Raw genomic sequence first — 26982 nt, 5'->3', positions numbered from 1 at the left:
GGAACAGCAGTACCACCCCCGGTCCTGGGCCCGCCGTCCCACCCACACCACGGGGCGGAACGGCCACCGGGCCAGATTCTGTCCGGTGGCTCCAGGCCGCCTCCGCACCAGGAGTCCGCGAGCGCATCCGAGGCGCGCGTGGAGTAGCACGTCCGGGCAGGGGCAGAAGGGGAGGCGGGTGAGAGGTGGATGGGCATGAGCACGAGCACACCGTTCCTGGGGATGATCGCGGGCATGGCCCTGGCGTTCGCCGACAGCTTCGGAGACGCGAGGGACATAGGGGATATGCGGAACATGCGGGACGCTTCCGAGCGGAGCCGTCGATGAACGCCGCCGTGCAGCCGGGCTGCATCACCCTCTCCGAGCGGGACGTTCAGCGGCATGTGGTGGAACACACCCGGGTACTGCCCCGGCACGGCCGACGGCTGGAAGTGGACCTGCGTCTCCGGCTGGAACCCGGCCCTCCCCCGCACGCCGTACTACACACCCGACTCCGCCCGAGTGCGGCCTCGCACCGCCTGCCCCGTGTCCGCTGAGCCGTACGTCGAGGTGGCCCGCGAGGTCAGCCGGGCACGTCGGCCCCGATGGCCACGGCGGGCCGCGAGCTGGCGGTGCGCGCTGCGGCGCACTCCGGTGTCGCTGTGGAACGACGACATCACGGACTACGCGGCGGCGCTGACGTACTACGCGATCCTGGCGGTACTCCCCGCCATGCTGGCGACGGTCCTGGGGTTCGGTCTGATCAGCCCGGACACGGCCGAGGAGTTCATCAGCCACGTCACCGCCTACGCCCCGGCCCAGTCGGGCGCCGAACTGCACACCGTCCTGTCCCACGCGCTGGACGCGCACGGGACGGTCTGGCCACTGCTCGTGACAGGTGCGGCCAGCGCACTGTGGTCGGCCACCAGCTATCTCGCCGTCTTCCGCCGTGCCCTGCACCGTATGCACCGCGTCGAGGACCAGCGCTCGACCTGGCGCAAGGCGCACCGCATCGTGCTCACCGCGCTCGTACTCCTCGGTCTGCTGCTCGTCGGCTCGCTCACCCTGCTGCTGACCGGCCCGCTCGCGGAGGCCGTCGGCCGTACCCTCGGCATCGACGCCACCGCGACCTGGGCGTGGAGCCTGCTGCGCTGGCCGGTGCTGCTGTGCCTGGTCGCCCTCCTGGTCGTGGTCGTCTTCCACACAGGCCCGCCCGTCGCGCGCCGACGCGGGCACAGCCTGTCCGGCGGTGCGCTGGCCGCCGCGCTGTGGCTGGCCGTCTCCGCGGGCTTCTCGTCGTACGCCTCGACACTCGGCGCCTACAGCAGGCTGTACGGCTCGCTCTCCGGCATCGTCGTCTTCCTCATCTGGCTGTGGCTGTCGAACCTGGCGCTGCTCGCCGGAGCGCAGTTCGCCGCGGAACTCTCCAAGGACACGGGCCCCCGTGCTCAGAGCACGGAGACGCCACCCGTCCCGTAGTACGCGTAGGAGATGTGCGGGGACAGTGCGCGGAGGAAGTCGGGTGCGTCGAAGATCTCGCCCGCGGAGGCGACGCCGACGGTGCGGGTCCGGCCGGTGAGGATGCGCTGGACCGCCTCCACCACGAGCGGTGCGGTGACGGCGTAGATGTCCCGGCCGCTTGCCGCAGCGCGCCGTTCGGTACCGCCGGAGCGTACGACGGCGTCGACGAGGAAGGTCTGGTCGGAGCGCCCGTTGTCGTCGGCCGCGGTCGGCGCCGGGGTGTCGGGGGCCGAGAGGTCTCCGGCCGCTTCGGTCGTCATGTGGGTCCGCACCTCGGGGATGGCGAGGTGGCTGGGGATGGTGACCACGTCGGCCATCGTGAACTCCCCGACGACCGCCCTGGTGCCCATCGGGTCGGGGAAGGGCCACTTCAGGAGCGTCGGCTCGTCGTCGTGGTAGTCCAACCGCCCGTCCGTGAAGCGGACACGCCGGCCGCCGCGCCGCTCCCGCGAGACCGTGCCCGCGGTGCGCGTCCCGGGAGTGGGGTGCCAACTGCTCAGTCCGTACGCGATGTCCGCTTCGTCGGCCGCCGTCCAGTCCCCCATCGCGGCCGTGGCCAGCAGGTCACCGAGGCCGCCGTAGAAGGCCATCGCGGGGACGATCACCGCTCCCGCCGCGCGGGCGCGGTCCGCGAAGTGCGTGAACGTGTCGAGGTTGGCCTCGATCTCGGCCGCCACATCGACGTACGGAATCCCGGCGCGCAAGGCCGCCTCGATCACGGGAGCGGCGGTCACGGCGAAGGGTCCGGCGCAGTTGATCACCGCGTCCACCCCGTCCAGGGCACGGTCGAGCGAGGCGGGATCGTCCACCGACGCCGGGCGGACCTCAAGTCCGGGCGTGGACGCCGCCAACTCCCGCAGCTTGCCGGCATCCCGGCCGGAGAGAACCGGGACGAACCCGCGCGCCCTCAGCTCTGCCACCACGAAGCGCCCGGTGTGTCCGTACGCACCGAACACCGTCACCATCTGCCCCGATACCGATTCCGACACCGATCCCATGGGTACTCCCCCGCACTAATCGAACTGGTCGAATGATCCGCTTGCCCCGCTGAGAACATCCTCGCGAGAACGAGCGGCCCACCGTGAGTGTCCGGAACGACGTACCCCGTACAGTTTCGGACATGGGTACCGTCGCGCTGGCCGTCACCGAGGGAATGCTGCACTTCGAACTGTCCATGGCGTACGAGGTGTTCGGCGCCGCTCCGGTCGGCGTGGGCGTCTCCTGGTACGACGTCCAGGTCTGCGGGTCGGACGCCGTGCGGGTGGGCCGGTTCCGGCTGGAGCCGGACCAGGGGCTCGACCGGCTCCGGACTGCCGACACCGTGATCGTCCCCGGCTGGGCGGACGTCGACGAGGAGCCGCCCGCCGATCTCGTCGACGCGGTGCGGGCGGCCCACGAGGCAGGGGCGCGCGTGGCCTCGCTGTGCACGGGCGCGTTCGTGCTGGCCGCCGCCGGACTGCTGGACGGCAAGCGCGCGACCACGCACTGGGCGCACACCGACGTCCTGGCCGCCCGCTACCCACGGGTGGAGGTCGACCCGGACGTGCTCTACGTGGACAACGGCAGCGTGCTCACCTCCGCGGGCAAGGCCGCCGCGATGGACCTGTGCCTGCACCTCGTCCGCCTCGACCACGGTTCGTCCGTCGCCAACGCCGTCGCCCGCCGACTGGTCGTGCCGCCCCACCGGGCGGGCGGCCAGGCGCAGTTCGTGGCCGCCCCGGTGCCCGCCCGGGACGACCACCCGCTCGCCGCGCTGTTCCCCTGGGTGATCGAACGCCTCGACCAACCGCTCACCGTGGAGGACCTGGCACACCGGGCAGGGATGAGCTCGCGCCATCTGGGCCGCCACTTCAGGGCGGTGACCGGCACCACTCCGCTGCAATGGCTGCTGACCCAACGGATCCGCCACGCACAGGAGTTGCTGGAGACCACCGACGACATGGTCGACGCCATCGCGACGGCCACCGGCATGGGCACCGCCACCACACTGCGCCGACACTTCAACCGCACGATCGGCGTGCCTCCGGACACCTACCGCCGAACCTTCCGCTCGCGGCCCCGCACCGACTCCTCGTGAATCTGGATGTCCTCGTGAAGGTGTACGACGAGCCAGTGGCCGTCGGGGTGTGCGCGTCGCAGGACCGCGGTGTTGCGGGCCAGTTGAGGTGGGGCGGTGCGGAAGTCGACCCGTAGCCAGTAGCGGGCCACGGCGAGGTCTCCGAAGACGTCGACGACCTGGTCGTATGCCGTGAGGCCGGTCTCGGCGGGGGCGCCGTCGGTCGTCGGGCGGCCGTCCCGGATGCGGTCCAACTCGGTTTTTCCGCAGAGGAGTTCGGGGGTCGCCGAGTCCCAGACGGTGGCCTCGGGGTGGAGGAAGGAGTCGATGCGCTCGCGGTCGCCCGCGGTGTAGCCCTCGTACATGCCCGTGATCACCGCCCACACCTCGGCCAGGTCGGCGGGTGCGGCACCCGGGCGGGCGCCGCCGTCGGGTGCGGGACGGGCGGAACGGGACGGCGAAGCGGGCATGACGGGGTCCTTGGGTGAGTGGTGGAGCGAGGGGCGGCTCGCCTCGTCTCCTTGGGTCGCGGCTCGGGTCAAGGGAGTACGACGAGGTCGCGGGGCCTGCGGTTGAGGCGCTCCCCGCCGTCCTCCGTGCAGATCACGATGTCCTCGATCCGCGCTCCGTACCGGTCGGGCAGGTAGATGCCGGGTTCGACGGAGAAGGCCATGCCGGGCTCCAGCGGGAGTGGGTTGCCGGCCACGATGTAGGGCTCCTCGTGGCTCTCCAGGCCGATGCCGTGTCCGGTGCGGTGAATGAAGTACGGCCCGTATCCGGCGTCGGAGATGGCGTCCCGGCCGATGGAGTCCAGCCGCTCGGCGGTGATGCCGGGCCGTACCGCGTCGGTCTGGGCACGTTGGGCGCGCAGCAGTACGTCGTAGAGCCGACGGAAGTCGGCGGGCGGCTCGCCCACCGCGTACACCCGGGTGGAGTCGGAGCAGTAGCCGTCCCGGGTCGTGCCGCCGATGTCGACCACCACGGGGTCGCCGGGCCGGATCGTACGGTCGGACACCTCGTGGTGCGGGCTGGCGCTGTGGGGTCCGGAGCCGACGATGACGAAGTCGACGCGGGCGTGCCCCTCGGCGATGATCGCGTCCGCGATGTCCCGGCCGACCTCGCGTTCGGTGCGTCCGGCCCGCAGCCACTCGCCCATGCGGGCGTGCACCCGGTCGATGGCCGCGCCGGCCCGGCGCAGGGCGGCGGCCTCCTGCGGGGTCTTGCGCATCCGCAGCCCGTTCAGCACGCTCCCGGCCAACTCCTGTTCGGCGCCCGGCAGTACGGCACGGAAGGCGATGGTCTTCTCCGCCCACATGCGGTTGTCGACGCCGACGCGGGCCGTCCGGGCGGGCAGCCGGGCCGCGACGAGGGCGTAGGGGTCGTCGGTCTCGTGCCAGCCGGTGATCTCGATGCCCAGGTCACCGGCCGGCGACGCCTGGGCGGCCGGTTCCTCCAGGGCCGGTACGAGCAGGAAGGGGTCGCCCTCGGCCGGCAGGACCAGGCAGGTCAGCCGCTCAAGCGGCAGGGCGTCGTAGCCGGTCAGATAGCGCAGGTCCGCACCGGGCGAGATCAGCAGGGCGTCAAGACCGGCTCGGGCCGTGGCTCTTCTGGCCTCGTCGAGGCGGCCGGCCGGGTACAGGGCCGCGGCCGGTTCGACGGGACGAGGGCGGTCGTCTTCGGGCATCGGGTCTCCTGGAAGCGTGGGGCACCCACGGGAGGTGCCGCGATCACGGCATGGGCGCGTTGAGTTGGGGGCCTGACCGGACACCGGGCGGCACCACCGTGGAACGCCACCTGGTCAGACCGCGTACAACCGGCACGCCACGCCCCCGGCGATCAGCTGCGGTTCCTCGCGGTCGCAGCCGTCGAAGACCTGCGGGCAACGGGGATGGAAACGACAGCCACTCGGCGGGTCGGCGGGGTCGGGCACGTCGCCGGGGAGTTCGGCGGGCAGCACTCCCGCCCCGTCGGGCTGCGGTACGGCGGCCAGCAGCGCCCGGGTGTAGGGGTGCCGTGGGTCGGCCCAGACCTCGGCGGTGGGGCCGGTCTCCACGATCCGCCCGAGGTACATCACGGCGATCCGGTCGGCGATCAGCCGTACGACGGACAGGTCGTGGCTGATGAACAGCAGCCCGGCGCCCGACTCGACGGCCAACGACCGCATCAAGGTGGCCACTTGGAGCTGGGCTGAGGCGTCGAGAGCGGAGATCGGTTCGTCGCCGACGAGCAGCCGGGGGCGGGCGGCGAGCGCGCGGGCGATGGCGATGCGCTGCCGCTGGCCGCCGGAGAACTCCTGCGGGTAGCCCTGTGCCGCACTCGCCGGCAGCCCGACCCGGGTCAGGAGATCCTCCGGGGTGGTGCCTTCCGACGCCTCACCGCGTACGGCGGCCGTACGGATGCCGTCCGCGATCTGCGCGCCCACCCGGCGCCGGGGGTTGAGGGAGCCGTATGGGTCCTGGAAGACCATCTGGACGGCGGTGAGGGCGGGGTCGCGACGGCGCACCCGCAGCGGGCGTACCGGTGTGCCGTCGTAGCTGATCCGGCCCTCCGAGGGCGGGGTGAGACCGCAGACCGCGCGGGCCAGAGTGGACTTGCCGCAGCCCGACTCCCCGACCAGCCCGACGACTTCACCGGCCCGCACCTGGAGGCTGACCCCGGCGACGGCGCGGGTGGGCGGCGCGCCCGGCCGGTGGTACTGGACGACGAGGTCGTCCACCGAGAGGAGGGGGGCGGTCGGGTGGCGGGTCACAGGGGTCGTCATACGGTGCTCCTTCCGGGGAGCGCGTCCAGGAGCTGGCGGGTGTACGCGTGCTGGGGGTCGGTGAGGACCCGGCCGCGTGGGCCGGTCTCGACGACCAGGCCGTGGCGCATCACGCTCACCTCGTCGGCGATCGCGGACATCACGCCCAGGTCGTGGGTGACCAGCAGGACGGCGAGGCCGAGGTCGTCGCAGAGGCCGCGCAGCAGCCGCAGGACGCCGGCCTGCACGGTCACGTCGAGGGCGGTGGTCGGCTCGTCGGCGATCAGCACCTTCGGCTCGCAGGCCAGCGCGATGGCGATCGCGATGCGCTGGCGCATCCCGCCGGAGAACTGGTGCGGGTAACGCCCCAGCGCCTCAAGGGGGTTGGGGATGCGGACCTGCGTGAGCAGCTCGGCGGCCCGCTCTTTGGCGGCCTTGCGGTTCAGCTTCAGGTGGTGGCGCAGGTGGTCGGTGAGCTGGTGTCCGATGCTGAGCATGGGGTGCAGGCTGGTGGACGGGTCCTGGAACACCATGCTCACCGATCGCCCGCGCAGCGCGGCCAGTTGACGGGGTGGCAGGGTCAGCAGGTCCCTACCCTCCAGCTCGATCCGGCCGCCGGTCCGGGCGCCCGGCGGCAGCAGTCCGAGCGCCGCAAGACCGGTCATGGTCTTGCCCGATCCGCTCTCGCCCGCGAGCCCGTGCACCTGTCCGGGCCGCACCGCGAGGTCGACGCCGCCGAGGATGCGACGGCCGCCGAGGTCGAGGGTGAGGCCGCTGATCTCCAGCACGTTGCCGTCGGTCATGCGACCCGCTCCTTCTCCGCGCCGATCGTGCGGGCCGTGCCGGGGTCGAGGGCGTCCCGGAGCGTGTCGCCGAGGAAGTTGAAGGCGAGGACGACGGTGAGGATGGCCAGGCCGGGGAAGACCCCGATCCACCACTTGTCGAACTGCTGGGTGCCGTCCGCCACCATCGCGCCCCACTCGGCGGTCGGCGGTTTGGCACCGAGCCCGAGGAAGGACAGTCCGGAGAGCAGGAGTGTCGCGGTGCCGATGTCGAGGGTGGCAAGGACCAGCAGCGGGCCGAGCACGTTGGGCAGGATGTCCACGCGCAGGGACCGCCAGGCGGAGAAGCCCAACAGCCGTCCGCTGAGCACGAATTCGCGATTCCGCAGCCCCATGACCAGGCCCCGGGTAACGCGGGCGTACGACGGCCAGGAGACGACCAGGACGGCCAGCACCGCGTTCTGCAGGCTGGCACCGAGCGCGGCGGCGACCACCATCGCCAGGATGACGGTGGGGAAGGCGAACACCAGGTCCGCGATGCGCATCACGGTCTCGTCCACCCAGCGCCCGAAGAACCCGGCGCAGGCCCCGAGCACCCCGCCGACCAGCAGTGACATGACCACCAGCAGGAGCGCGAGCGGGATGGAGACCCGGGCGCCGTACAGGACGCGGCTGAGCACGTCCCGGCCGAGTTCGTCCGTGCCGAACCAGTGCCCGGCGCCGGGGGCGGCCAGCCGGGGCAGGTCCTGTGCGAGGGGATCGTGCGGGGCGAGCAGCGGAGCGGCGATCACGATGACCAGCCAGACCACCGCGACCAGGCCGCCGGTGACGGCGAGCGGGCGGCGCCAGGCGGGCGGCAGCCGTTTCAACAGGCTGAACCTCACTGCACCCTTATGACCGGATTCCACCGCGCCCTCAAGACTCGAATTCGCCGCACCCTCAGGACTGCGTTTCACTGCACCCTCACCCTCGGGTCGATCACGCCGTACAGCACGTCCACGGCGAGGTTGACGGTCAGGTACACGATGCCGACGACCAGTCCGACGCCCATCACGGCGGGCAGGTCGAGGGTGGTCGCACTGCGGTAGGCATACGCGCCCAGGCCCGGCCAGGCGAAGATCGACTCCACGAGGACGGTGCCCGACAGCAGGGCCCCGAAGGCCAGTCCGGCGACGGTGATGACGGGCACGAGGGCCGCGCGGAGCACGTACTGGAAGAGGACCGTCCGGCCGGGCAGACCCTTGGCGCGGGCCGCCCTGACGTAGTCCTGGTTCAGCACTTCCAGGACGGCGGAGCGGGTGAAGCGGGTGAGGAGGCCGACGGTGTATGCCGTCAACACCAGGGCGGGCAGGGCGAGATGGCCCACCGCGCTCCAGAACACCGGCCACTGTCCGGCGAGTGCCGCGTCGACCGTGTACAGGCCCGTGACGTGCGGTGGGGCGGTCATGCCGGGGTCGAGACGGCCACTGCCCGGCGCCCAGCCGAGCCGGTAGAAGAAGACGTAGAAGGCGAGCAGCGCCAGCCAGAAGGTCGGCACCGACACCCCCAACAGGCTGACCACACGCAGGAGTTGGTCGGTGAAGCGGTCCCGGCGCAGCGCCGCGATGACACCGAACGCCACGCCCACGACCAGCGAGACCACGATCGCGGCCCCGGCGAGTTCCAGGGTGGCGGGGACGGCGGTGGACAGGTCGGTGAGGACCGCCTGGTGGCTCTGCTGGGACTCGCCGAGGTCGCCCTGGAGGAGGTTGCCGAGGTAGGTGACGTACTGGACGGGCAGTGGCTTGTCGAGGCCGTTCTGGTGCCGCCACTGGGCGACGATCGCCGGGTCGCCGATCGCCCGCTGGCCCAGGTTGGCCGCCGCCGGGTCGCCCGGCACCAGGTTGGTGAGGACGAACGTCACCAGGGTCACGCCGAGGGCGAGCAGGACGGCGGTGGCGGTGCGGCGGAGCAGGAAACGGGCGAGGGGGTGGTGGGCGAGGAGACGGCGGCGGGGGAGGAGGAGGCCGGGAAGGCGGCGGGCCGTCGGGCGGCCCGCGAGGAGGCGATCGCCGTCACCGCCGCCCGCACCCGTACCGGCGCCTTTGCTCGCGCCCTCTCCTCCCGCCTCGCCCTCGCCGCTCACCCGCTTACTTGGAACCCAGCGCGGCGACATCGATCGTCCATACGGGGTTGTAGGCGACGCCGGTGACGGACGCGGCGGAGACGGTGTTCCGGCTCGGCTGCATCAGCGGGATGAAGGGACCATCGGCGTTCAGCTGGGTCTGGATCTGCTCGTACAGCGTCTTGCGGGCGTCGTCGCCGATCGTGGTGGCCGCCTTGTCGCCGAGCGCGGTGAGGCCGGGGTCGGCGCCCGCCTTCCAGCCCGCGCGCAGGCCGACCAGGTTGCCGGGCAGGAAGGCCAGGTAGTCGCTGGGGTCCGGATAGTCCGGGCCCCAGTACCAGAGGCCCAACTGCTCCTTGCCGTTGCGGTAGTTGTCCAGTTCCGTGGTGGTCGGCGCGGGAGCGAGCGTGACGGTGATGCCGACCTCCTTCAGCTGTGCCTGGACCCGTTCGGCGAGGGTCTGGAGGGACAGGCCGTCGACGGTCAGGTCGCTGGCGTAGCCGAGCGTCACGGACGGTTTGCCGATCCCGCTCGCCTTCAGGGCCGCCTTCGCCCCAGCCAGGTCGCGGCCCGCGGCCTCCGAGGCGGGCAGCGCGCCGAGGAAGGTCGAGGGGATGATTCCGGCGGGCTGGACGGAGCCGGTACCGGCGAGCGAGAGCAGGCTCTTGTAGTCGATGCCCTTGCGTACCGCCTCGGCGAACTTCGCGTTGGCCGTCGTACTGCTGACCTTGGTGTCCTGGTTGAGCAGCAGGAAGATCACGTCCGAGGACGCGCCGCTGTCCACCGTGAGCCCGCCGCCGAGCCCGCTGACCTGGTCGGAGGTGAGGTCGAGGGCGATCTGGCTGTCGCCGCGCTGCACGTTCAGCTTCTGGGTGGGCGCCTGGACGTTGCGGAGGACGATCTTGTCGTAGGTCGGCTTGTCCGAGCCCGTGTAGTTGGGGTTCTTCGCCAGGACGACCTGGGTGTTCGTGTTGAACGAGGTGAGCGTGTACGGGCCGGAGCCGGCCGACGTGGTGTTGAGGTACTTCTCCGCCGCGTCCGCCGAGGTCGCCGTCCCACCGTGAGCCTGGACCGTCTTCGCGCTGAGGATGCCGAGCGCGGGGTTGGGGAGGATGAAGGGCAGCGCCGGGTTCGCCTTCTTGGACACCAGGGTGACGGTGGACGCGTCCGTCTTGGTGACCGTGACGCCGTCGAGCAGGAACGACGGGTTGCCCTTGAGCGCGATCACCCGGTTCAGCGAGAACACCACGTCGTCGGCGGTGACCGCGCTGCCGTCCGCGAACTTCGCGCCCGCCCTCAGGTGCAGGGTGAGCGTCTTGCCGTCCGTGGACTGCTCGTAGGAGGACGCGAGGCCGGGCACCGGCTTGGTGACGTCGGAGCCCTTGAAGGTCAGCAGCGTCTCGTAGAGCGCCTTGTCCACGATCTGCCCGGTCGGCTCGAACTCGCGACCCGGGTCGGCGGTCTTCAGGTTGAACGAGGTGTCGACGACCAGGGTCTTTCCACCCGCGGAGCCGGAGGCACTCGTACCGGCGGAGCAGGCGCTCAGGGCGAGCGCCGCGACCGCGACGAGGGAGAGGGCCGCCGGGTACGACCCGGCACTGATTCTGGGCATGCGTGCCTCCGTGAGCAGGGCCGAGCGGAAGAAGGCCGGGCGAGAGCAGGCGGGCGCCGGGCGGGGACCTGGACGATTCGCCAGTAGGGTGGCCTGAAACTAACCAGGACTCTCGGCCGACGGGACCAGTGCGAGACGAAAATCAACGGAGAGGCGCGAACATGGAAGATCAGTCCACTCTGGAGCCCCCGGATGAACGGCGCACTGGACGGATCGGCATCGGGCTTGCCCTGGATTCGGTGCATTTCAAGATCCTTGACGTCCTCCGCGCGCAGGGCCGGATCTCCGTCGCCGCCCTCGCGGATCGGGTCGGCGTCTCCCGCGCGAACGCCTACACCCGCCTCGAAGCCCTCCGCGCCGACGGCGTGATCAACGGCTTCAGCGCCCGCGTCGACCACAACCGGGTCGGTCTCGAGATCTGCGCCCTGATCTTCGTCACGGTCCGCCAGGAGCTGTGGAAGCAGTTCCGCACCGCGCTCGCCCAGATGCCGGAGGTGGAGTACTGCGCCGTCACCACCGGCCAGCACGACGCCATGATCCAGATCCGGGTGGCCGACGTCTCCGCCGTCCACCGCCTGGTCACCGACCGGCTGTCCACCATCCCCGCGGTCCGCGCCACCGAGACCGTGATCATCCTCGACGAGGTACTCCGCCGCCCCTACGTCCTGCCGACCGCACCCCGCTCCACCGAGTCCGCCACCGGCACCCCCCAGGACACCCCCGGAACGAGCCAGTTCGGCATGACCCGCTTCATCCGCGCCGCCGAGGGCCGGGCCGACCTCCAACGCGCCTCAGAGCCGGAGGACTGACAGCCTCCGCCAGGCGGTCCGGCGCGGGCTGTCCACCGCGCCCGCGCTGGTCCTGTGGCCTCGGCGTGCCCCGCCCGTCACCCGGGGTCCAGGCGCCGACATCGGCGAGGGCGCCCGCCCAGGTGCAGGTCTGCACGCGGCACCGGCCCTCCTCCTGACGAGGTGTGCCCGTACCCCCGTACTCCAACGCCACCCGGGGGAACGTCGAGGCGACCCTCAAGTCCACGGTGCAGTAGGGAACTTCAGGGAACTTCGGATCCCTCCGGCCCGAAGACCAGTGCCCGACGGTGTCCCCCTCGCCGTCGGGCACCGTCGTTCGGGCACCGTCGTTCGGGAGCCGGCATGTATCCGTCCTCCGCAGACGGCCACCCGGGCATGGGGGAGAGCTATGGTGAGCGCAGACGTTCCAGACCTCGGCGGCGCGTTGTTGCTGAGCACAGATCGCTGTGGGGGACGAGCCCTTGGCCCGGTCGCCCGGCGTATCGCCCTGGAGGCAGGCGGGCCGTTCACCCGTCCGGTGCAGAGACTGCCGGACCGGCCGCCGACCCTTCTCCGCCGAACGTACACCCGACCGTTCCGGAGCACGCCAAGAGGTGCCGGGAGTCCGGCGCCGCCACCGCGTTCGCCGTCCGGGCGGTCATCCGAACCGAGGCGTCATGCCCCTGTCCCAGTTGAACGTCCATCGGCACGACAGGAAGAAACGGTCTCTGATCACCCTGGCCGGTGAGATCGACCTGGGAACGGCCCCCCGGGTACGCGAGACGCTGGAGGAATGCCTGCGTGACGGCGTCCGCACGATCGATGTCGACCTCGCCTCCCTCACCTTCTGCGACTGCAGCGGACTGAACGTCTTCATCGAGGCGTGGCAGCACACCGTCGAGGCCGGCGGCTCCCTCCGACTGCACCACCCGCCGTACACACTGCTGGTGATCGTGGACGTCACCGACACGGGTTTCCTGCTCGTGCGCCCTCCGTCCACGCCGAAAACGTCTCCCCACCCGACCACCCCCGCCGCCTCACCCACCCTGCCCTCCTTCCAGGGTCTGCGCCGACTCGTCACAGCCATCTCCGCCGCCCGGGGCGTGCTGTGACCGCCCGGCCCCCACCCGGTCCCGTCGGGGAACGGACGGACGCACGGCCGGACGAACCGGCCCACCATGCCTGGACCCGGCGGCCCGGGTGATGCCGGACAGCCGGTCGGCCCGTATCCAGTCGCTCGTCGCCGAACAGGCGGCCCTGCGGGGCGGCCGGGTCGGCGTGGTGGACGTGTGCACCGCTGCCGTGATCGCACTGCCGGTCGGCGGCGCCGGGGTGTCGGCGATGTCCAGGACCGCGGCGAGTCACCCTCTGTGGAGCACCGACGCCATCAGCGAGCAGCTGGAGGAGCTACAGCTGACTCTGGGTGAGGGCCCCTGCGTGGACGCCTTCAACCGCGGCTCGGCCGTCCTGACGTCCGATCTGCGCGCCGCGGAACTGCAGGGCCGCTGGCCCGTGTTCGTCGAAGCGGCCCTGGCAGCCGGCGCGGCCGCCGTCTTCGCGCTCCCCCTGCTCGTGGGGGCGATCAGCCCCGGAGTTCTGGACCTGTACGCCCACGACCCGGTACGGCTGAACGCGGAGGAACTCGCCGACGCGCTCGCGTTCGCCGATCTTGCGACCCTCGTGCTGCTCGACGCGCGGATCGACGCCACGGGCGGGCCGCTCGGCCCCATCGAGGACCTGGGCGCGTACCGGGCGGAGATCGACCAGGCCACCGGCATGCTCACCGTCCAACTCGGCGTCGGCATCGAAGATGCCTTCGTCCGGCTCCGCGCCCATGCCTACGCCCACGAACGCCGCCTCGCTGACGTGGCCGCCGACGTGGTGGCACGCCGGCTCCTCTTCTCCCACGAGACGGGGACAGTAAGAGGGACAGAGACAGAGATAGAGATAGGGACAGGGATAGAGACAGGGACGGCGCCGGAATCAGGAGACAGAACCACACACAAGGCCGAGACTGGGACCGAGGCCGAAACAGCGACCGGGCCGGTGGCGGACCGGACCGACGAGGAACCCTGACGCACCGGTGCCACCGAGGAACGCGCCGCACCTCCCGCCCCGTCCCGGCGGGAACAGTCCCAACTGAGGGTGCCCAGAATGAATCAGCAGCTCCTTGCCAGGACCTTCGTCGAACTGGCGGACAACCTGGTCGCCGACTTCGATCTGATCGACTTCCTGCGCCTGTTGACCGACCGCTGCGTGGGTCTGCTCGGCGTGAGCGCCGCCGGGGTGCTGCTCGCCGACCGGGACGGCGAACTGCGGGTGATGGCCGCCTCCGACGAGGAGGTACGCCTGCTGGAGCTCTTCCAGCTCCAGAACGACGACGGCCCCTGCCTCGACTGCTTCCGCACCGGCGCACCGGTGATCGTCACCGACCTCGCCGCGGAGACCGCCCGTTGGCCGCGCTTCGCCGTCCAGGCCAGGCTCAGTGGGTTCGGGGCGGTGCAGGCCCTTCCGATGCGCCTGCGGGACGAGGTCGTGGGTGCCCTGAACCTCTTCCGCGCCTCCCCCGGCCCCTTCGACCCGGCCGCCGCACCCCTCGCCCAGGCCCTCGCCGACGTCGCCACCATCAGCCTGCTGCAACAGCGCTCCGCACACCGCAACACCGTCCTCAACGAGCAGTTGCAGTCGGCCCTGAACAGCCGCGTACTGATCGAGCAGGCCAAGGGAAAGCTCGCCGAACGCCAAGGCATCGACATGGAACGCGCCTTCACCGCACTGCGCAGTTACGCCCGCTCCCACAACCGCCGGCTGTCCGACGTGGCCCGCGCCTTCATCGACAACTCCGAGCCCCTCCCCGGCCTGGTGCCCTGACAGGCATCCCGAAGTCCACCGGCCCAACTGGCCCCGGCGCGGCGCCCGTTCGGGAGTACGCTGGTAAGCGGACGTCCCGGACCCCGGCGCCACCACGTCAGTCGGCCTTGATGGCTGTCCCGTACGGCTCCTGAACCGAGGCGCCCATGCGCACTTCCCGGCAACCGGACAACACCCCCGAAAGCTCAGCGCTCTCCCCCATGGACGTCGTGCGCCTGCGCCGGTTGAACCGCTGGCAGGCCGAGGGAATGCGGGAGGACCTGGCGGATCTGTACGTGGAGTCCTCCGAGACCCGGCCAGGCGACGGGTTCCGCGGCCGTGAGGACTTCCTGCAACGCCTGGCGGACGGCGTACAACTGCCGGGATTCGACATGCTGGTGGCCGAGGCGCGGGCCCTGACCGGCTGTGTCTTCGGATACCCGGTGCCGCGCGACGGCTCCTGGTGGGAGGGGTTCGACGGACCCCTTCCGCGGAACCTGGAACAGCTGACCGCCTCCGGGCACGTCTTCGCGATCCTCGAAACCCTCGTCCACCCGCACGAACACACCCGCGGGCTCGCCCGCCGGCTCCAGGAGCGACTGCTCGACGACCACCAGGCGTCCCTCGGCGCCACCCTCGCGGACCCGTCCGACCGTCCGGCGCGTGCCGCCTTCGAGACCTGGGGCTGGCAGGAGGTGGGCCGGATCCACCGGCCGGCCACGCCCGGTCCCGCGGTCCTGCGCGTCCTGGTCCTCCCCCTCGGGGAGCGTTCGCCCGCCCATCCCGACGGCCTGGCCCACAATGCCCGGACGCAACGGCCTGAATAGCCGACGGGAGCCGGCCCCGCAGGACCGCACCGGCCGCTTCGCCCGGCTCGTCCGGCCGGCCTTCAGGCGTAGTGTCGGCGTGCCCGCCGTCCACCAGCCGCCCGCACCCCGGCCGCGACCACACCTCGTGGGCACTCGCCGGCACGAAGCACAGGGAAGTGGCACACGACGATGTACGACCAGACACGCGCCCAGCAGCCCGCCAGCAACCTCCCCGGCCGCGCCGAGCGCCGCACCCCGGGCCCCGAACCGCTCCTCCCCTCGGACGAACGCAACCAGCTCACCCTGCGCCTCCAGAAGGCCCTGAACACCTTCGCCGACAACCCGACCCAGGCCCTGGAAGAGGCCGAGGCCGCCTTCGACGAAGCCACCGCCCAGCTCGTGACCACCCTCGCCGAACGGCGACGCGACTTGCACGCCGCATGGCAGGAGCAGGAGCGGGCACACGAAGAGGGCGAAGGTCAGAGCGAAGGTCAGGACCGGAGTCAGGACCCGGAGGCGCGGGCTACCGAGCTCCGGCTCGCGCTGAGGCAGTACCGGGAGATCACACAGCGGCTGCTGCGCATTTAGGCGGCCGGCATTCGAGCCGTAGCCGTACAAGGAATTCCGGTTCCGGCATTCCCACCGATTGCATCAATTCCGGTAAATGGGAAGAAACAGATAAATATACCGAGAGGCGCTATCCGCAGTAAAATGGACACCGGGTCGGCGCACTCTCACGTGCGGCCGCCCGGAAGGTCGACTCCGGTGTGTCCGCGCCGGAGTCGTTGCCGCAGCCGTGGGCTCGGCAGGAGGGAGACGGCATGATCCAGGCAGCCGACATCCGCGAGTGGCGCACCCATGACGTCGTCGACCCCAAGGGGCACAAGATCGGCGTGCTCGAAGCGGTCTACGTGGACACCGCCACCGACGAACCGTCCGTGGTCACCGTCCTGACCGGGCTGCCGACCCGACGGCGGCTGGTCTTCGTCCCCCTCGACAAGGCACTCCTCGGGCCGGGCTACGTCAAGGTCTCCTACGACCGGAACCAGGTGCGCAAGGCTCCCTCGATCGGCACGGACGACGTCCTGCCCGCCGAGCAGGAACCCGGGATCTTCGAGTACTACGGCCTGGCCTATCAGCCCGGCGCGGGCGGCGAGCGGCAGCTCGCGCGCCGCTGATCGCCCGTCCGGCCCAAGGGAGGTGTTCGAGTTGGTGCTCTTCCTGCTCCTCGCGCTCGTGGCCGTCGTGCTGGGAATCATCGGCGCGGCGGCCGACGGTCTGGGCTATCTGCTGATCATCGGCATCCTGGTACTCGTGGCCGACGTGTCCTTCGCCACCGTGCGACTGTCCCGGCGCACCCGGCGGCGTCCGCTGCGCTGACCGGTCCCGGCGACCGAAGAAGGACGGTTCGCAACCCGTCTCCCGTCGGCGTCCTTTCGGCGGCCCGGGAGAGTAGCGTGGGCGCATCGAGAGTATGCCGCGCACCGGCCGCCACGCCGGTGTCGTTCTCGGCGAGTGACAACACCGGGCCGCTGCCCAAGAGCGCCGGCCGGGAGACAGGTTCGCGCGATGTCCGCGACCACCGACCATCCCCCGCTGCGGATCGTGCCCTTCAGGGTTCCGGCCGCCCGCCTCGCGCTGAAGCCCGTGGGCGCGTCCCAAGGACTGCTGGACGGCGCCTGGTGGCCCCGCTCGCGGGACCTGACAGCCGAACTCTCCACTCTGGCCGAGGTGTTGGACCCCCTGTGGGGGCGGATCACCCGGATCGCCGTCAACCCGACCCACTGGCCGGTCATCCCGCGCATGGTGCCCGTCAACGGCCATGCGGTGAAGATCGGTTGGTTCACCCGGGAGCTGGACCCGCACAAGATCCTGCTGCTGTCCTACACCGCCGGCTCCTGGGACCTGCTGGTGATCCCGCCGGAGACCGGTGCCCCGGCAGCGGCACGCCTGATGGCCGCCGCGAGCACGGGCGTCGGCCCCGCGACGACCGCGAGCGCGCTCATGGCGGCCGAACTGGCCCTCCACGGCAGCCCCGAGGCCGACCGGGGCCATGAATCCGAGGGGACCGACGAGATCGCGGAGGACGAGGACGGACCCTCGCCCTACCCGGCCGCCGCCGTGGCCCTCAGCGCCCAGCAGATCCCGCGGCTGCTGCCATGAGCGGCTCGGCGGTGTCCGGCGCAGTGTCGGGCGGTACGACCAGCAGGTCCCAGCGCCCCCGCCCGGGGGCGAGCAGACAGACCGTGTGCGGAGCGGACACGGCGGTGGATCTGTGCAGCCGCACCACCCGGTCCAGGACCAGCGTCCGGCCGGGCGTCGCGGCCCAGGTCGCCCCGTTGACCGTGACGCTGCCGATGTGACCCCAGGCGCGCGGCAACCCGGCGAGCAGCCTCGGGAGTTCAGCGAGCAGGTCGTACGAGCGAGGCCACCAGGCACCGTCGATGGGATGCGGCAGGCCACCGCGGGGCGCGAGTCGCAGGCGGAGGAGGGGGTGCGGGGGGAGCGGGTCCTGCAGTGCGATGGCCATGAGGGCTCCTGGTGACTGCCGCACGGCGACGAACTGCCCGTACGGCTACGGAATCCGTACGGCCACGAACTGCCGTACGGCTATCGGCTTCCGTACGGCGACGGACTGCCGTACGACGATCGGTGGGCCCGGGTGATCACGCCCGGCGGGCGGCCACGCGTTCCGGCGCCGGCCAGCGCACCTCGCTCACCCAGCCAAGACGTTCGAAGAGGCGGATGACCTCGGCCGAGAGATCGATCTGACCGCGGTCGACGCCGTGCCGTGCGCTGGTGGGGTCGGCGTGGTGGAGGTTGTGCCAGCTCTCACCGAACGAGAGCAGAGCGAGCGGCCACAGGTTGGTGGCCCGGTCGTGGCGCCGGGTCCGGAACGGGCGCTCGCCGATCATGTGGCACAGCGAGTTGACGCTCCAGGTGACGTGGTGGAGCACCGCGATGCGGACAAGTCCCGCCCACAGCAAGGCCGTTACGCCGTACAGCCAACTGCCGCCGATGGCCCAGCCAAGCCCGAACGGCAGGGCGAGGGTGAGAAGGCACAGCAGCGGGAAGGCGCGGGAGACGGCCTGGATGTCGCGGTCGGCCAGCAGGTCGGGGGCGTACCGCTCGGCGGGTGTCACGTCGTTGCGGAACAGCCAGCCGACATGCGCGTGCAGCAGTCCACGCAGCTGGCCGGAGAGATGGGTGCCGTAGCGGTACGGGGAGTGCGGGTCGCCGGGCCGGTCGGTGAAGGCGTGGTGGCGACGGTGGGTGGCGACCCAGCCGATGACGTCACCCTGGAAGCTCATCGAACCGGCTATCGCGAGCGCTATGCGCAGGGGGCGGACGGCCCGGTAGCCGCCATGGGTGAGGCCGCGGTGGAAGCCGACCGTGACGCCGAGACATGTGACCGTGTAGAAGACCACCGCGACGACGATGTCGACGGGGTGGATGAGCCTGCCCCACAGCAGCCAGCCGGCCAGGCCGAGCACCACGAACGGCAGGACGACGATCGCCGCGGTCACGCTGACGTACATCCGCGCACCCCTGTCGCGGGGCGGCGCCGGAACATCGTCGGGGAAGGGGACGTGCCCGTCGTACACGAATTGCTGTTCGTGTTCCTGACCCGGGTCCTGTTCCTGGACAGGCTGGGCCGTGTTCGACGTGGTGGAACTGAGCGACATCGGAACTCCTTGACCTCGGTGCGAGTGGTGCGGCCGGGGTCACGGGCTGCTCCGGTGAAACGACAGGTGATGTGCGGCGGCCGGGTGGCTGAGGGCTGGGCCGTCGTCACAGGCGAAGAGCCGGCGGAGCCACGCCGGTCGGGGAGGGGAAGGGAAGGGCTTCGGTGGTCGCAGGGCGGAAGCTGCCCCGAGCGCGAAGCACCCCGGGTGGTCGATGCGGGAGAACCGCGAGGCCGACACCGGCCTGAGCACCGGCAGACGAACGGTCCTCGCGACTCAACCGTACTCCTGGGTGCCCGAAGGGAGCCGGGCCTCGGCGGTCGATGGCCGGCGGCCCGACGTCAGGCGGCTTCTTCCAGCACGTCCTCGGGGCTCCTGGGCCTGCCCGGGCTTCGGCGCACCGCCGTCCGTCCGGAGGCCATCACCAGCGCCGTGCCCAGTGCCAGGCCGAGCGCGGGCAGGACGGGGAACCGGCCGTCGTACGCGAACCCCCGCACGGCGAAGCGGGTCAGCGCGGCGATGCTCGCCGCCAGGCCGAGCCACAGCGGCCAGGGGCGGTGTGGGCCGGCGTCCGGCCTGGTCCGCTCGTACAGGAGTGTCAGCCCGCGCTCCAGCGGCCGCAGTGCCGTCACCACACCGGCCAGGATCACGCCGAGCACCAGCAGCCATGGCACCCGCAGCCCCCACCAGGCCACCGAGCCGAACTCGGGCCGGGGTGCGAGCCCCGTCAGGTAGAAGGCGGCGGCCGCGACCAGCACCGGCAGCATGTGCCACAGGTACAGCGTCATGCTGGCGCCGCCCACGGGCCGCACCGACCGCCAGACCCGCTCGCGGGCAAGGAGCCGGCGCAGGGCCGGTGCGGCGAGCAGGCACAGCCCGGCCTGGGCCACCACCCACGCCAGCATCGCGGCCGACGGCGGATTGGTGTTGCTGGGGGTCTGCCCCGTCACCAGGATGAGGCTGACCGGGAACGGCCCGAGCGTGATCAGCGCGGCGAAGGCAAGCCCACCGCCCGCCGCCATCACGACCGACGTGCGCCCGCGCCCCGCCGTCAGCAGGCCGTCCCGCCAGCAGAAGCCCAGCTGGTAGGCGACACCCCACACGAGCACGTAGTTGAGGAGTCCGACGTACGGCGTGTGGGCCTTCACGACCAGTACGTCGGCCACCAGCGCGACCACGCCCAGCGCCACGGGAACGGCGAGCCCCCGGCGGCGGTGTGCCGCGTGCAGCGCCGGGGTCAGGGCGCTGAGCAGCAGATACACCGGAAGGAACCAGAACTGCATCGCCATCGCCCAGCCCACCAGCGCGAGGGTGTCCCGGTCCACGCCCACCGCCGAGCAGATCCCGACGGCCGACAGCACCAACGCGCTGTAGGCGGCCGTCGGAAGCAGCAGCCGCAGCGCCCGTCCTCCCACCCACCCGGAGGCCGTCCCGCCCGCCGCCCGGGTCCGCGCCCAGGAGCCGCCCGCCGCATGGCCCCCGGCCAGGAAGAACAGCGGCATGACCTGGAACCCGAGGGTCAGCCACTGGGTCCAGGGAATCGTCGCCAGCAGCTCCGGGGCGGCGATCTCCCCGCCGGGCTCCCGGACCAGCGCGGTGATCAGCCAGTGGCCGAGCACCACCAGCACGATCGCCCACGCGCGCAGGAAGTCGACGTAGCGGTCTCTGCTCATACGTCGTGATGTTGCCGCAGTGCCGACGGGGACCGCGGCGGGAAGCCCGGGCCGCAACCGATTCGTGCCCGGTACGACATGATCCGCGCACCGCGGTGGCACGGAGAAGGAGCGCGAACCTCGGCCACGCGCTGCTCAGCAAGGCCCCGAACGGTGGTGCCTACGGCGTGGGCCCGCTCAGGCTCCACCTGGAGAACGACCACGGAAGCTCCGGCCGGAGCTACTCCCCCGACCACTTCCGCAGCAGCGCCTCGCGTTCCTCGCGGCGCGGGGTGCTGTCGTCGGCCTGCTCGCGCCGCCAGGAGAGGAGGTCGCCGACGGACGCGCCGCCGTCGGCGAGGCGGTCGAGCACGATGCCCGAGAGTTCGCGCTCGACCTGGAGGTAGATCCCACCGGAGACAGCCGGGAGAGCGCTCACCGCGACGGTGTCGTCGGCCGCCTCCACGTGCACGGTGAAGGCGGGCGGGAACTCGCCGTCGCCGGTCACCAGCACGACCAGCGAGTCGATGGCCATGGAGACGAGCCGCCGGCCCGCGGACCGTACGACGAGGTCGCTGACCGCGATCCCCTGCACCTCGTCCCATCTCCAGAACGCGCCGTTGCCCTCTCCCAGAGTCTCGACCCCGCCCTCCGTCAGCCGCACCCCGGACGCCGTCCCGACGGGCTCGGCTCCCACGTACACGGCGTCCTCGGTGATCCAGAACAGGCCGACCATGGCCAAGGGGTGCCTCCAGCGGTTGCGCGGTGCCTGGTGAGTGAACAGCCGTACGCCGCCCACGTGTTGGCCTGTCAGACGGGAGAGGCGGCCGTGCGGTTCAGCCGCGCCGGCACATCGCCGGGAATGCGACGGTCGCGGCGCTCCCGACCCCGGCTCGAACCTGTTCACCGGAAACTCCCTCCTCATCTGTCACAGGCATGCCATACGCTGCTGACAGCAGCCGCGCCCCGGCGTCACCGCATTTCGGCGGTCAGGTCCGGGTGTTGCGCGGCGTTCTCAACTCCCGGCCATCCACCGGGTTTTCTTGTGGGGGTACATCACTGTGCGCAGGCGCAGCATTTCGACCGCGACGGCGCTCGCGGTTCTCTTCAGTTCGGCGGCGCTGAGCGTCGCCACGACCGGCGCGGCCTCGGCGGCCGTCCCGGTCACCACCTCCTCGCCCGGCGCGCTGGTCGCCGACGGCCCCCTCCAGCGGGTCTTCGTCGCCGACAGCACCTACGGCAGGATCCACGCCGCCAACTATTCCGGCACCCTTCTGGACACCGTCAGCGGCCTCGGTACGGTCGCCGGCCTGACGGTGTCCGACGACGGCGCCACCCTCTACGCGGCCCTGCCCAACAGCCACGAGATCGTGGCGATCGACGCGGCCACCCTCGACATCGAGACCCGCTACACCGTCCCCACCGACACCGGCCCCCGCTCGCTCGCCTTCGCCGACGGCAAGGTGTGGTTCACGTACGGCGACCAGTGGGACGGCGACCTGGGCTCGGTCGACCCGGCGGTGGACCCGGCCGGAGAGACCGACCCGGTGACGATGACGCAGTTCCCGACCGAGGGAACCTCGTCCGGGATCTGGGGCCAGGCGCTGCTGGACACCGACCCGGGCCGGCCGGGCGTGCTGGCCATCGGCGAGACCGGCATCTCCACGGACTCGATGGCCGTCGTCGACGTTTCGGACGGCACGGCGCGGCTCACCGCCTGGTACAACGGCGACTACACGCTGAACGACGGCATCGGGGACATCGACCTCGTCGCCGGCGCCGACGAGGTGCTGGTCAACGGCGCTGTCCGGGACGCCTACGCGGACGGGAAGTTCACCGAGTCCGGTTCCTACCCGTCCGGGCAGGAGGCCGATGTCGCGGCGAACGGCCTGGTCGCCCAGGTCAACGGCACCAAGGTGGCGGTCTACCGGCCGAACGCCACCCAGCCGGTCCGCACCTACAGCACCGGCACGCAGGTCGCGTCCACGGTGACGTGGTCGCCGGACTCCTCGCGGATCTTCGCCCTGGTGTTGGGCAGCAACGGCTACACGGTCAAGATCCTGACCCAGCCGACGATGAACAACCCCACCCTCACGGTGAGCGCCCCCGCGACAGCCACCCGCGCCAAGAAGCTCACCGTCACCGGCAAGCTCTCGGCGACCGTGCCGCTCCCGGCCGGCGCCAAGCTGGCCGTCACCCGCACCGACCTGGACAGCCCCAACGGCAAGGCGCTGCCCGCCGTCACGGTGAAGTCGAACGGCACGTACAGCTTCAATGACACCCCGCCGGCCGGCGGCACGGTCACCTACAAGGTGACCTACGCGGGCGACGCCGAGCACATCACGGCCACGGCGTCCGACAAGGTCACGGTCTCCCGTGCGAAGCCGGCGCTGAGCCTGAACAAGAACGGCAAGGTCTACAACTACGGCACCGACGTCGCCTTCACCGCGCACCTCGGCTCGACGTACAAGAACCGCACGGTCGAGATCTGGGCGAACCCCTTCGGCAGCGACAAGCCCAAGAAGCTGCTGAAGACCGGGAAGGTCAACTCCAAGGGCGACATCGGTGCCTGGGTCGACATGACGCGGGACACGGAGATCACCGCGGTCTTCAAGGGCGACGCGCGTTACGCGCCCAGGACCGTGAAGGTGACGGCGTTCGCCCGGGTCAAGATCTCGACCTCCGTCTCCAAGCACTACAAGACGGCCAAGATCGGCTCGACGTCGTACTACTGGTTCCACAAGAACACCGACCCGGTGCTGACGACGACCATGTCGTACTACCCGGGCCGCAAGCAGCGCCTCGAACTCGAGGTCTACTACCAGGGCTCCTGGTACAAGTCCGGCTCGGAGTACTTCGCCCTCGCCACGAACGGCAAGTCGGCGGTCAGCCTCGGAGCGCCCGGCGAGTCCGGCATCCGGGCGCGGATGCGGTCGGCGTACATCAACGGCTCGTCCGGCGACACCGTGAACTCGACGACATACGGCTCCTGGAAGTACCTGTACTTCTCCAACTAGCCCGCCCCGCAAGGGTTCTTGACGGCCCGGTTCCGGTCACGTGCGCGTGGCCGGGGCCGGGCCGACCAGTTCCGACAGCACGTCCTCCATCGTGACGAAGCCGAGTACCGCGCCCTTCTCGCCGGTGACGGCGGCCAGGTGGCTGCCCATGGCGCGCAGGGCGGTGAGGGTGTCGTCGAGCGGGGTGTCGATACGGACCCGGGTGACGGGGTGCAGGGTGGCGGGCGGGAAGGGGCGGTCGCGGTCGACGGCGCCCAGGGTGTCCTTGATGTGCAGATAGCCGAGCAGGGTGCCGTCCTCGCCGGTGACCGGAAAGCGCGAGAAGCCCGCCTCGGCGGCCGCCCGTTCCAGCCGCGCCGGGGTCACCGTGTGGTCGACCGTGCGCATCTTCGGCACCGGCACGAGGATCTCGCCGACCGGGCGGGTGCCCAGTTCCAGCGCGTCGCGCAGCCGCTCGCCGTCGGCGGCCGTGAGCAGTCCGGCCGCCCTGGAGTCGACGACCATACGGGCGAGCTGGTCGTCGGTGAACACCGACTCCACCTCGTCCCTCGGCTCCACCCGCAACAGCTTCAGCAGCACGTTGGCGAAGGCGTTGATCCCGAAGACCACCGGCTTCAGGGCCCGGGTGAGGGCCACCAGGGGCGGGCCGAGGTAAAGCGCCGTGGTCACGGGGGCGGCGAGCGCGATGTTCTTCGGGACCATCTCGCCGATCAGCATGTGCAGATACGTCGCCACGGTCAGCGCGAGGACGAAGGCGATCGGGTGCACCAGGCCGTGCGGGATGTGCGCCGTCTTGAAGGCCGGCTCCAGCAGATGCGCGATCGCGGGCTCGGCGACCGCACCGAGCACCAGCGAGGAGACGGTGATGCCGAGCTGGGCGGTGGCCATCATCGCGGAGATGTGCCGCAGCCCCCACAGGGTCATCCTGGCCCGCTTGTCGCCCTCCTGGGCGCGGGGTTCGATCTGGCTGCGGCGCACCGAGATCAGCGCGAACTCCGCCCCGACGAAGAACGCGTTGGTCAGCAGGGTCAGGGCGCCGATGGCGAGCTGGACGACGGTCATCGGGCTTCCTCCGTGATCCGCCGCGCTGCCGCCGCCGGTTCGGTGATGCGGACCCGGTCGGCCCGATGGTGCTCGACGTCCAGCACGGTCAGCCGCCAGCCGTCGAGGTCGACGGTGTCTCCCTCGGCGGGGATACGGGCCAGGCGGGTGGCGATGAGTCCGGCGACGGTCTCGTACGGCCCCTCGGGCGCGGTCAGCCCCATGCCGGTCAGCTCGTCGATCCGTACGCTGCCGTCCGCCTCCCACACCGCGCGGCCGTCCTCGGTGGCGGTGGCGGGCAGCAGGTCGGGGGCCTCGATCGGGTCGTGCTCGTCGCGGACCTCGCCCACGACCTCCTCGACGATGTCCTCCACCGTCGCCACGCCCGCCGTGCCGCCGTACTCGTCGATGACGACGGCCATGGTGCGACTCTCGCGCAGCCGCTCAAGCAGCCGGTCGGCGGGCAGGCTGTCGGGTACCAGGAGCGCGGCGGTGGCCAGCGCGGTGACCGGCGTGACGGCCCGCTCGGCGGGCTCCAGGGCCAGGACGTCGCGGATGTGGACGGTGCCGACGACCTCGTCGAGGCTGTCGGCGTAGACGGGGAAGCGGGACAGTCCGGTGGCGTGGGTGAGGTTGGCCGCGTCGGCGGCCGTGGCGCGCGCCTCCAGCGCCCGCACGTCCACCCGCGGGGTCATCACGTTCTCCGCGTTCAGCTCGCTCAGGTGCAGGGTGCGGACGAAGAGTTCCGCGGAGTCCGCCTCCAGCGCGCCCTCGGCGGCCGAGTGCTGGGCGAGCGCGACCAGTTCCTCGGGTCCCCGGGCGGTGGCCAGTTCCTCGGCGGGTTCGAGGCCGATTCGGCGTACGAAACGGTTCGCCGTGTTGTTGAGGTGGTGGATGAACGGCCCGAACGCGGCCGTGAACCCCCGCTGCGGACCCGCGACCGCCTTCGCGACGGCCAGCGGACGCGAGATCGCCCAGTTCTTCGGCACCAGCTCGCCCACCACCATCAGCACGACGGTGGAGATGACCACGCCGAGCAGGGTCGCGACGGTTGCGGCCGCGCCACCGAGGCCGACCGCCTCCAGCGGACCGCGCAGCAGCGTGGCGAACGACGGCTCGGCGAGCATGCCGATCACCAGCGAGGTGACGGTGATGCCGAGCTGTGCGCCGGACAGCTGGAGGGTCAGCCGGCGTACCGCCTTCAGCGCGCTGTCCGCGCCGCGCTCACCCGCCTCGGCGGCGCGCTCCAGATCACCGCGCTCGACGGTGGTGAGGGAGAACTCGGCCGCCACGAACAGCGCGCAGGCGAGCGTGAGCAGCAGGGCGAGGAGCAACAGCAGGATCTCGGTCACCGTGCCACCCCCGATCCCCTGCGCATGCCGGGCGGGCGGGATGTGGCACGGCTGGTACTGGGAGGTTCACCCATCGCGGAACCGTCGCTCCTCGGTCGTACTCGTGGTCGTAGGTCGCGTCCAGTGTAAAGGGATCGCAAAGTTGCCCGGCACCCCGCCTCCGTCGCCGGCCCACACCCCGACAGAAACGTTGGGGCCCGAGGGAGGCAATATCTGTGACAGCAAAGTGAGAATTTGCCGCGAGGCACGATGAGGGTTTTTCCGTCGACCGGCGGAACAGATTTACCTATCACACATCGCCGGTCGCAGCGTGCTACTGTTGATCTCAGTTGCAGTTGTGGTCCCCAGAAAATCCTGAGGGTAATCATCACGGCGACACGGAGTGCGCACAGTGTGCAGTCCGAGCACCGCCCCGAAGGAGATTTCAACATGGCTGCTGGTACCGTGAAGTGGTTCAACGCGGAAAAGGGCTTCGGCTTCATCGAGCAGGACGGCGGCGGCGCCGACGTCTTCGCCCACTACTCGAACATTGCCGCCCAGGGCTTCCGCGAGCTCCAGGAAGGCCAGAAGGTCACCTTCGACATCGCGCAGGGCCAGAAGGGCCCGACGGCCGAGAACATCGTTCCCGCCTGACGCTGACGCTTACTTCGCAGCTGGGGCCCGCACCTTGGGGTGCGGGCCCCAGCTCGCTGCGTTCCCGTACACGGACCCGCTCCGGATGCCATCCGGACACCATGACGGACAGGCACCGGATATCAATCCGCCTGCCAGACCCGCTGTCGAACCGGATTGATATCCGTCGGATCCGCGGGATTCACGAGTTCAGTTGGACCCGCCCGCACGCAATACCCGGTCCCACCACCAGGATCGCGCCATTCAATTCGGTGCCGTATCCGGTGAGTACTTACTGCCGACCGATTTCGGTCTCGCATTGTCTTCGGCTCGTTCTTGCGATTCTCTGCGCTGCTCATTCGCTGCGGGAATTCCTTGATA

The 26982-nt window shown here is 71.1% G+C and carries 28 protein-coding genes; 14 read left to right on the top strand and 14 right to left on the bottom strand.

What is annotated here, in order from left to right; translation table 11 throughout:
• The first annotated feature begins 195 nt into the window (after nucleotides 1-195).
• Both ACIPC1_RS15035 and ACIPC1_RS15030 read left to right on the top strand, forming a co-directional pair.
• A complete protein-coding gene (locus ACIPC1_RS15035; protein ID WP_402516908.1) occupies nucleotides 196-327 on the top strand; it encodes a hypothetical protein in 132 nt (43 codons plus the stop codon).
• Nucleotides 328-525: 198 nt separating this feature from the next.
• The gene (locus tag ACIPC1_RS15030) at nucleotides 526-1458 is read left to right on the top strand and encodes a YihY/virulence factor BrkB family protein (protein WP_402517636.1); all 933 of its coding nucleotides are present in this window, start codon (nucleotides 526-528) and stop codon (nucleotides 1456-1458) included.
• Here ACIPC1_RS15030 and ACIPC1_RS15025 read toward each other — a convergent pair.
• Nucleotides 1428-2498, bottom strand: a complete 1071-nt coding sequence (locus ACIPC1_RS15025; protein ID WP_402516906.1) for a saccharopine dehydrogenase family protein — start codon at nucleotides 2496-2498, stop codon at nucleotides 1428-1430. The genes ACIPC1_RS15030 and ACIPC1_RS15025 overlap by 31 nt on opposite strands.
• A 122-nt stretch (nucleotides 2499-2620) precedes the next feature.
• Here ACIPC1_RS15025 and ACIPC1_RS15020 point away from each other — a divergent pair, with 122 nt between their 5' ends.
• Nucleotides 2621-3577, top strand: a complete 957-nt coding sequence (locus ACIPC1_RS15020; protein ID WP_402516903.1) for a helix-turn-helix domain-containing protein — start codon at nucleotides 2621-2623, stop codon at nucleotides 3575-3577.
• Here the strand turns inward: ACIPC1_RS15020 and ACIPC1_RS15015 are convergent.
• The 7 genes from ACIPC1_RS15015 to ACIPC1_RS14985 form a co-directional block, all read right to left on the bottom strand.
• Nucleotides 3532-4026 (bottom strand): YybH family protein, encoded by a 495-nt coding sequence (locus tag ACIPC1_RS15015; RefSeq protein ID WP_402516902.1) that lies wholly within the window; start codon nucleotides 4024-4026, stop codon nucleotides 3532-3534. The genes ACIPC1_RS15020 and ACIPC1_RS15015 overlap by 46 nt on opposite strands.
• Nucleotides 4027-4094: 68 nt before the next feature.
• A complete protein-coding gene (locus ACIPC1_RS15010; RefSeq protein WP_402516901.1) occupies nucleotides 4095-5240 on the bottom strand; it encodes a M24 family metallopeptidase in 1146 nt (381 codons plus the stop codon).
• A 114-nt stretch (nucleotides 5241-5354) separates the two neighbouring features.
• Nucleotides 5355-6317, bottom strand: coding sequence for an oligopeptide/dipeptide ABC transporter ATP-binding protein (locus tag ACIPC1_RS15005; protein ID WP_402516899.1), 963 nt, complete (start codon nucleotides 6315-6317; stop codon nucleotides 5355-5357).
• Nucleotides 6314-7099 carry an ABC transporter ATP-binding protein gene (locus ACIPC1_RS15000; RefSeq protein ID WP_402516897.1) on the bottom strand — a complete coding sequence of 262 codons (786 nt, stop codon included), beginning with the start codon at nucleotides 7097-7099 and terminating at the stop codon, nucleotides 6314-6316. The genes ACIPC1_RS15005 and ACIPC1_RS15000 overlap by 4 nt, the downstream gene beginning before the upstream one ends.
• Entirely contained in the window at nucleotides 7096-7962 is an 867-nt protein-coding gene (locus tag ACIPC1_RS14995; protein ID WP_402516895.1) for an ABC transporter permease, read from the bottom strand. The genes ACIPC1_RS15000 and ACIPC1_RS14995 overlap by 4 nt, the downstream gene beginning before the upstream one ends.
• Before the next feature lie 68 nt (nucleotides 7963-8030).
• Entirely contained in the window at nucleotides 8031-9203 is a 1173-nt protein-coding gene (locus ACIPC1_RS14990; RefSeq protein WP_402516892.1) for an ABC transporter permease, read from the bottom strand.
• A gap of 4 nt (nucleotides 9204-9207) precedes the next feature.
• Nucleotides 9208-10794, bottom strand: a complete 1587-nt coding sequence (locus ACIPC1_RS14985; RefSeq protein ID WP_402516890.1) for an ABC transporter substrate-binding protein — start codon at nucleotides 10792-10794, stop codon at nucleotides 9208-9210.
• 161 nt (nucleotides 10795-10955) lie between these two features.
• Here ACIPC1_RS14985 and ACIPC1_RS14980 point away from each other — a divergent pair, with 161 nt between their 5' ends.
• From ACIPC1_RS14980 to ACIPC1_RS14940, 9 genes are all read left to right on the top strand, one after another.
• Nucleotides 10956-11603: an Lrp/AsnC family transcriptional regulator gene (locus ACIPC1_RS14980; RefSeq protein WP_402516887.1), complete on the top strand. Its 648-nt coding sequence runs from the start codon at nucleotides 10956-10958 to the stop codon at nucleotides 11601-11603.
• 656 nt (nucleotides 11604-12259) lie between these two features.
• Nucleotides 12260-12694 (top strand): STAS domain-containing protein, encoded by a 435-nt coding sequence (locus tag ACIPC1_RS14975; protein ID WP_402516885.1) that lies wholly within the window; start codon nucleotides 12260-12262, stop codon nucleotides 12692-12694.
• Nucleotides 12695-12785: 91 nt separating this feature from the next.
• Nucleotides 12786-13658, top strand: a complete 873-nt coding sequence (locus ACIPC1_RS14970) for an ANTAR domain-containing protein (RefSeq protein ID WP_402516882.1) — start codon at nucleotides 12786-12788, stop codon at nucleotides 13656-13658.
• Nucleotides 13659-13736: 78 nt separating this feature from the next.
• Nucleotides 13737-14453: a GAF and ANTAR domain-containing protein gene (locus ACIPC1_RS14965; protein WP_402516881.1), complete on the top strand. Its 717-nt coding sequence runs from the start codon at nucleotides 13737-13739 to the stop codon at nucleotides 14451-14453.
• A 200-nt stretch (nucleotides 14454-14653) separates the two neighbouring features.
• Nucleotides 14654-15259: a hypothetical protein gene (locus tag ACIPC1_RS14960; RefSeq protein ID WP_402516879.1), complete on the top strand. Its 606-nt coding sequence runs from the start codon at nucleotides 14654-14656 to the stop codon at nucleotides 15257-15259.
• Nucleotides 15260-15430: 171 nt separating this feature from the next.
• Nucleotides 15431-15829 carry a hypothetical protein gene (locus tag ACIPC1_RS14955; protein WP_402516876.1) on the top strand — a complete coding sequence of 133 codons (399 nt, stop codon included), beginning with the start codon at nucleotides 15431-15433 and terminating at the stop codon, nucleotides 15827-15829.
• A 233-nt stretch (nucleotides 15830-16062) separates the two neighbouring features.
• Nucleotides 16063-16419 (top strand): PRC-barrel domain-containing protein, encoded by a 357-nt coding sequence (locus ACIPC1_RS14950; RefSeq protein ID WP_384377630.1) that lies wholly within the window; start codon nucleotides 16063-16065, stop codon nucleotides 16417-16419.
• A gap of 22 nt (nucleotides 16420-16441) precedes the next feature.
• Nucleotides 16442-16621 carry a hypothetical protein gene (locus ACIPC1_RS14945; protein ID WP_402517674.1) on the top strand — a complete coding sequence of 60 codons (180 nt, stop codon included), beginning with the start codon at nucleotides 16442-16444 and terminating at the stop codon, nucleotides 16619-16621.
• Between the two features lie 189 nt (nucleotides 16622-16810).
• Nucleotides 16811-17404 carry a DUF5994 family protein gene (locus ACIPC1_RS14940; RefSeq protein WP_402516874.1) on the top strand — a complete coding sequence of 198 codons (594 nt, stop codon included), beginning with the start codon at nucleotides 16811-16813 and terminating at the stop codon, nucleotides 17402-17404.
• On the opposite strand, the gene ACIPC1_RS14935 is transcribed toward ACIPC1_RS14940, so the two are convergent.
• The 4 genes from ACIPC1_RS14935 to ACIPC1_RS14920 form a co-directional block, all read right to left on the bottom strand.
• Entirely contained in the window at nucleotides 17370-17771 is a 402-nt protein-coding gene (locus ACIPC1_RS14935) for a DUF5994 family protein (RefSeq protein WP_402516871.1), read from the bottom strand. The two genes, ACIPC1_RS14940 and ACIPC1_RS14935, sit on opposite strands and share 35 nt — an antisense overlap.
• A 136-nt stretch (nucleotides 17772-17907) precedes the next feature.
• Nucleotides 17908-18927 (bottom strand): acyl-CoA desaturase, encoded by a 1020-nt coding sequence (locus ACIPC1_RS14930; protein ID WP_402516869.1) that lies wholly within the window; start codon nucleotides 18925-18927, stop codon nucleotides 17908-17910.
• Nucleotides 18928-19268: 341 nt separating this feature from the next.
• Nucleotides 19269-20600 carry an acyltransferase gene (locus tag ACIPC1_RS14925; protein WP_402516867.1) on the bottom strand — a complete coding sequence of 444 codons (1332 nt, stop codon included), beginning with the start codon at nucleotides 20598-20600 and terminating at the stop codon, nucleotides 19269-19271.
• Nucleotides 20601-20820: 220 nt separating this feature from the next.
• Nucleotides 20821-21315, bottom strand: a complete 495-nt coding sequence (locus ACIPC1_RS14920; RefSeq protein WP_402517634.1) for a hypothetical protein — start codon at nucleotides 21313-21315, stop codon at nucleotides 20821-20823.
• A gap of 325 nt (nucleotides 21316-21640) precedes the next feature.
• Here ACIPC1_RS14920 and ACIPC1_RS14915 point away from each other — a divergent pair, with 325 nt between their 5' ends.
• Nucleotides 21641-23596: an Ig-like domain repeat protein gene (locus tag ACIPC1_RS14915; protein ID WP_402516865.1), complete on the top strand. Its 1956-nt coding sequence runs from the start codon at nucleotides 21641-21643 to the stop codon at nucleotides 23594-23596.
• 36 nt (nucleotides 23597-23632) lie between these two features.
• On the opposite strand, the gene ACIPC1_RS14910 is transcribed toward ACIPC1_RS14915, so the two are convergent.
• Complete coding sequence (locus ACIPC1_RS14910) at nucleotides 23633-24658, bottom strand: hemolysin family protein (RefSeq protein ID WP_402516863.1); 1026 nt, start codon at nucleotides 24656-24658, stop codon at nucleotides 23633-23635.
• Nucleotides 24655-25989, bottom strand: coding sequence for a hemolysin family protein (locus ACIPC1_RS14905; protein ID WP_402516861.1), 1335 nt, complete (start codon nucleotides 25987-25989; stop codon nucleotides 24655-24657). Before ACIPC1_RS14905 ends, ACIPC1_RS14910 begins: the two co-directional genes overlap by 4 nt.
• Nucleotides 25990-26418: 429 nt before the next feature.
• On the opposite strand from ACIPC1_RS14905, the gene ACIPC1_RS14900 reads away from it, so the two are divergent.
• Nucleotides 26419-26622 carry a cold-shock protein gene (locus tag ACIPC1_RS14900; protein ID WP_055611897.1) on the top strand — a complete coding sequence of 68 codons (204 nt, stop codon included), beginning with the start codon at nucleotides 26419-26421 and terminating at the stop codon, nucleotides 26620-26622.
• Nucleotides 26623-26982: the final 360 nt, after the last annotated feature.

The sequence above is a fragment of the Streptomyces sp. NPDC087263 genome (assembly GCF_044744645.1).
GTDB lineage: Bacteria > Actinomycetota > Actinomycetes > Streptomycetales > Streptomycetaceae > Streptomyces.
This window is presented reverse-complemented; position numbering and strand designations above follow the sequence as displayed.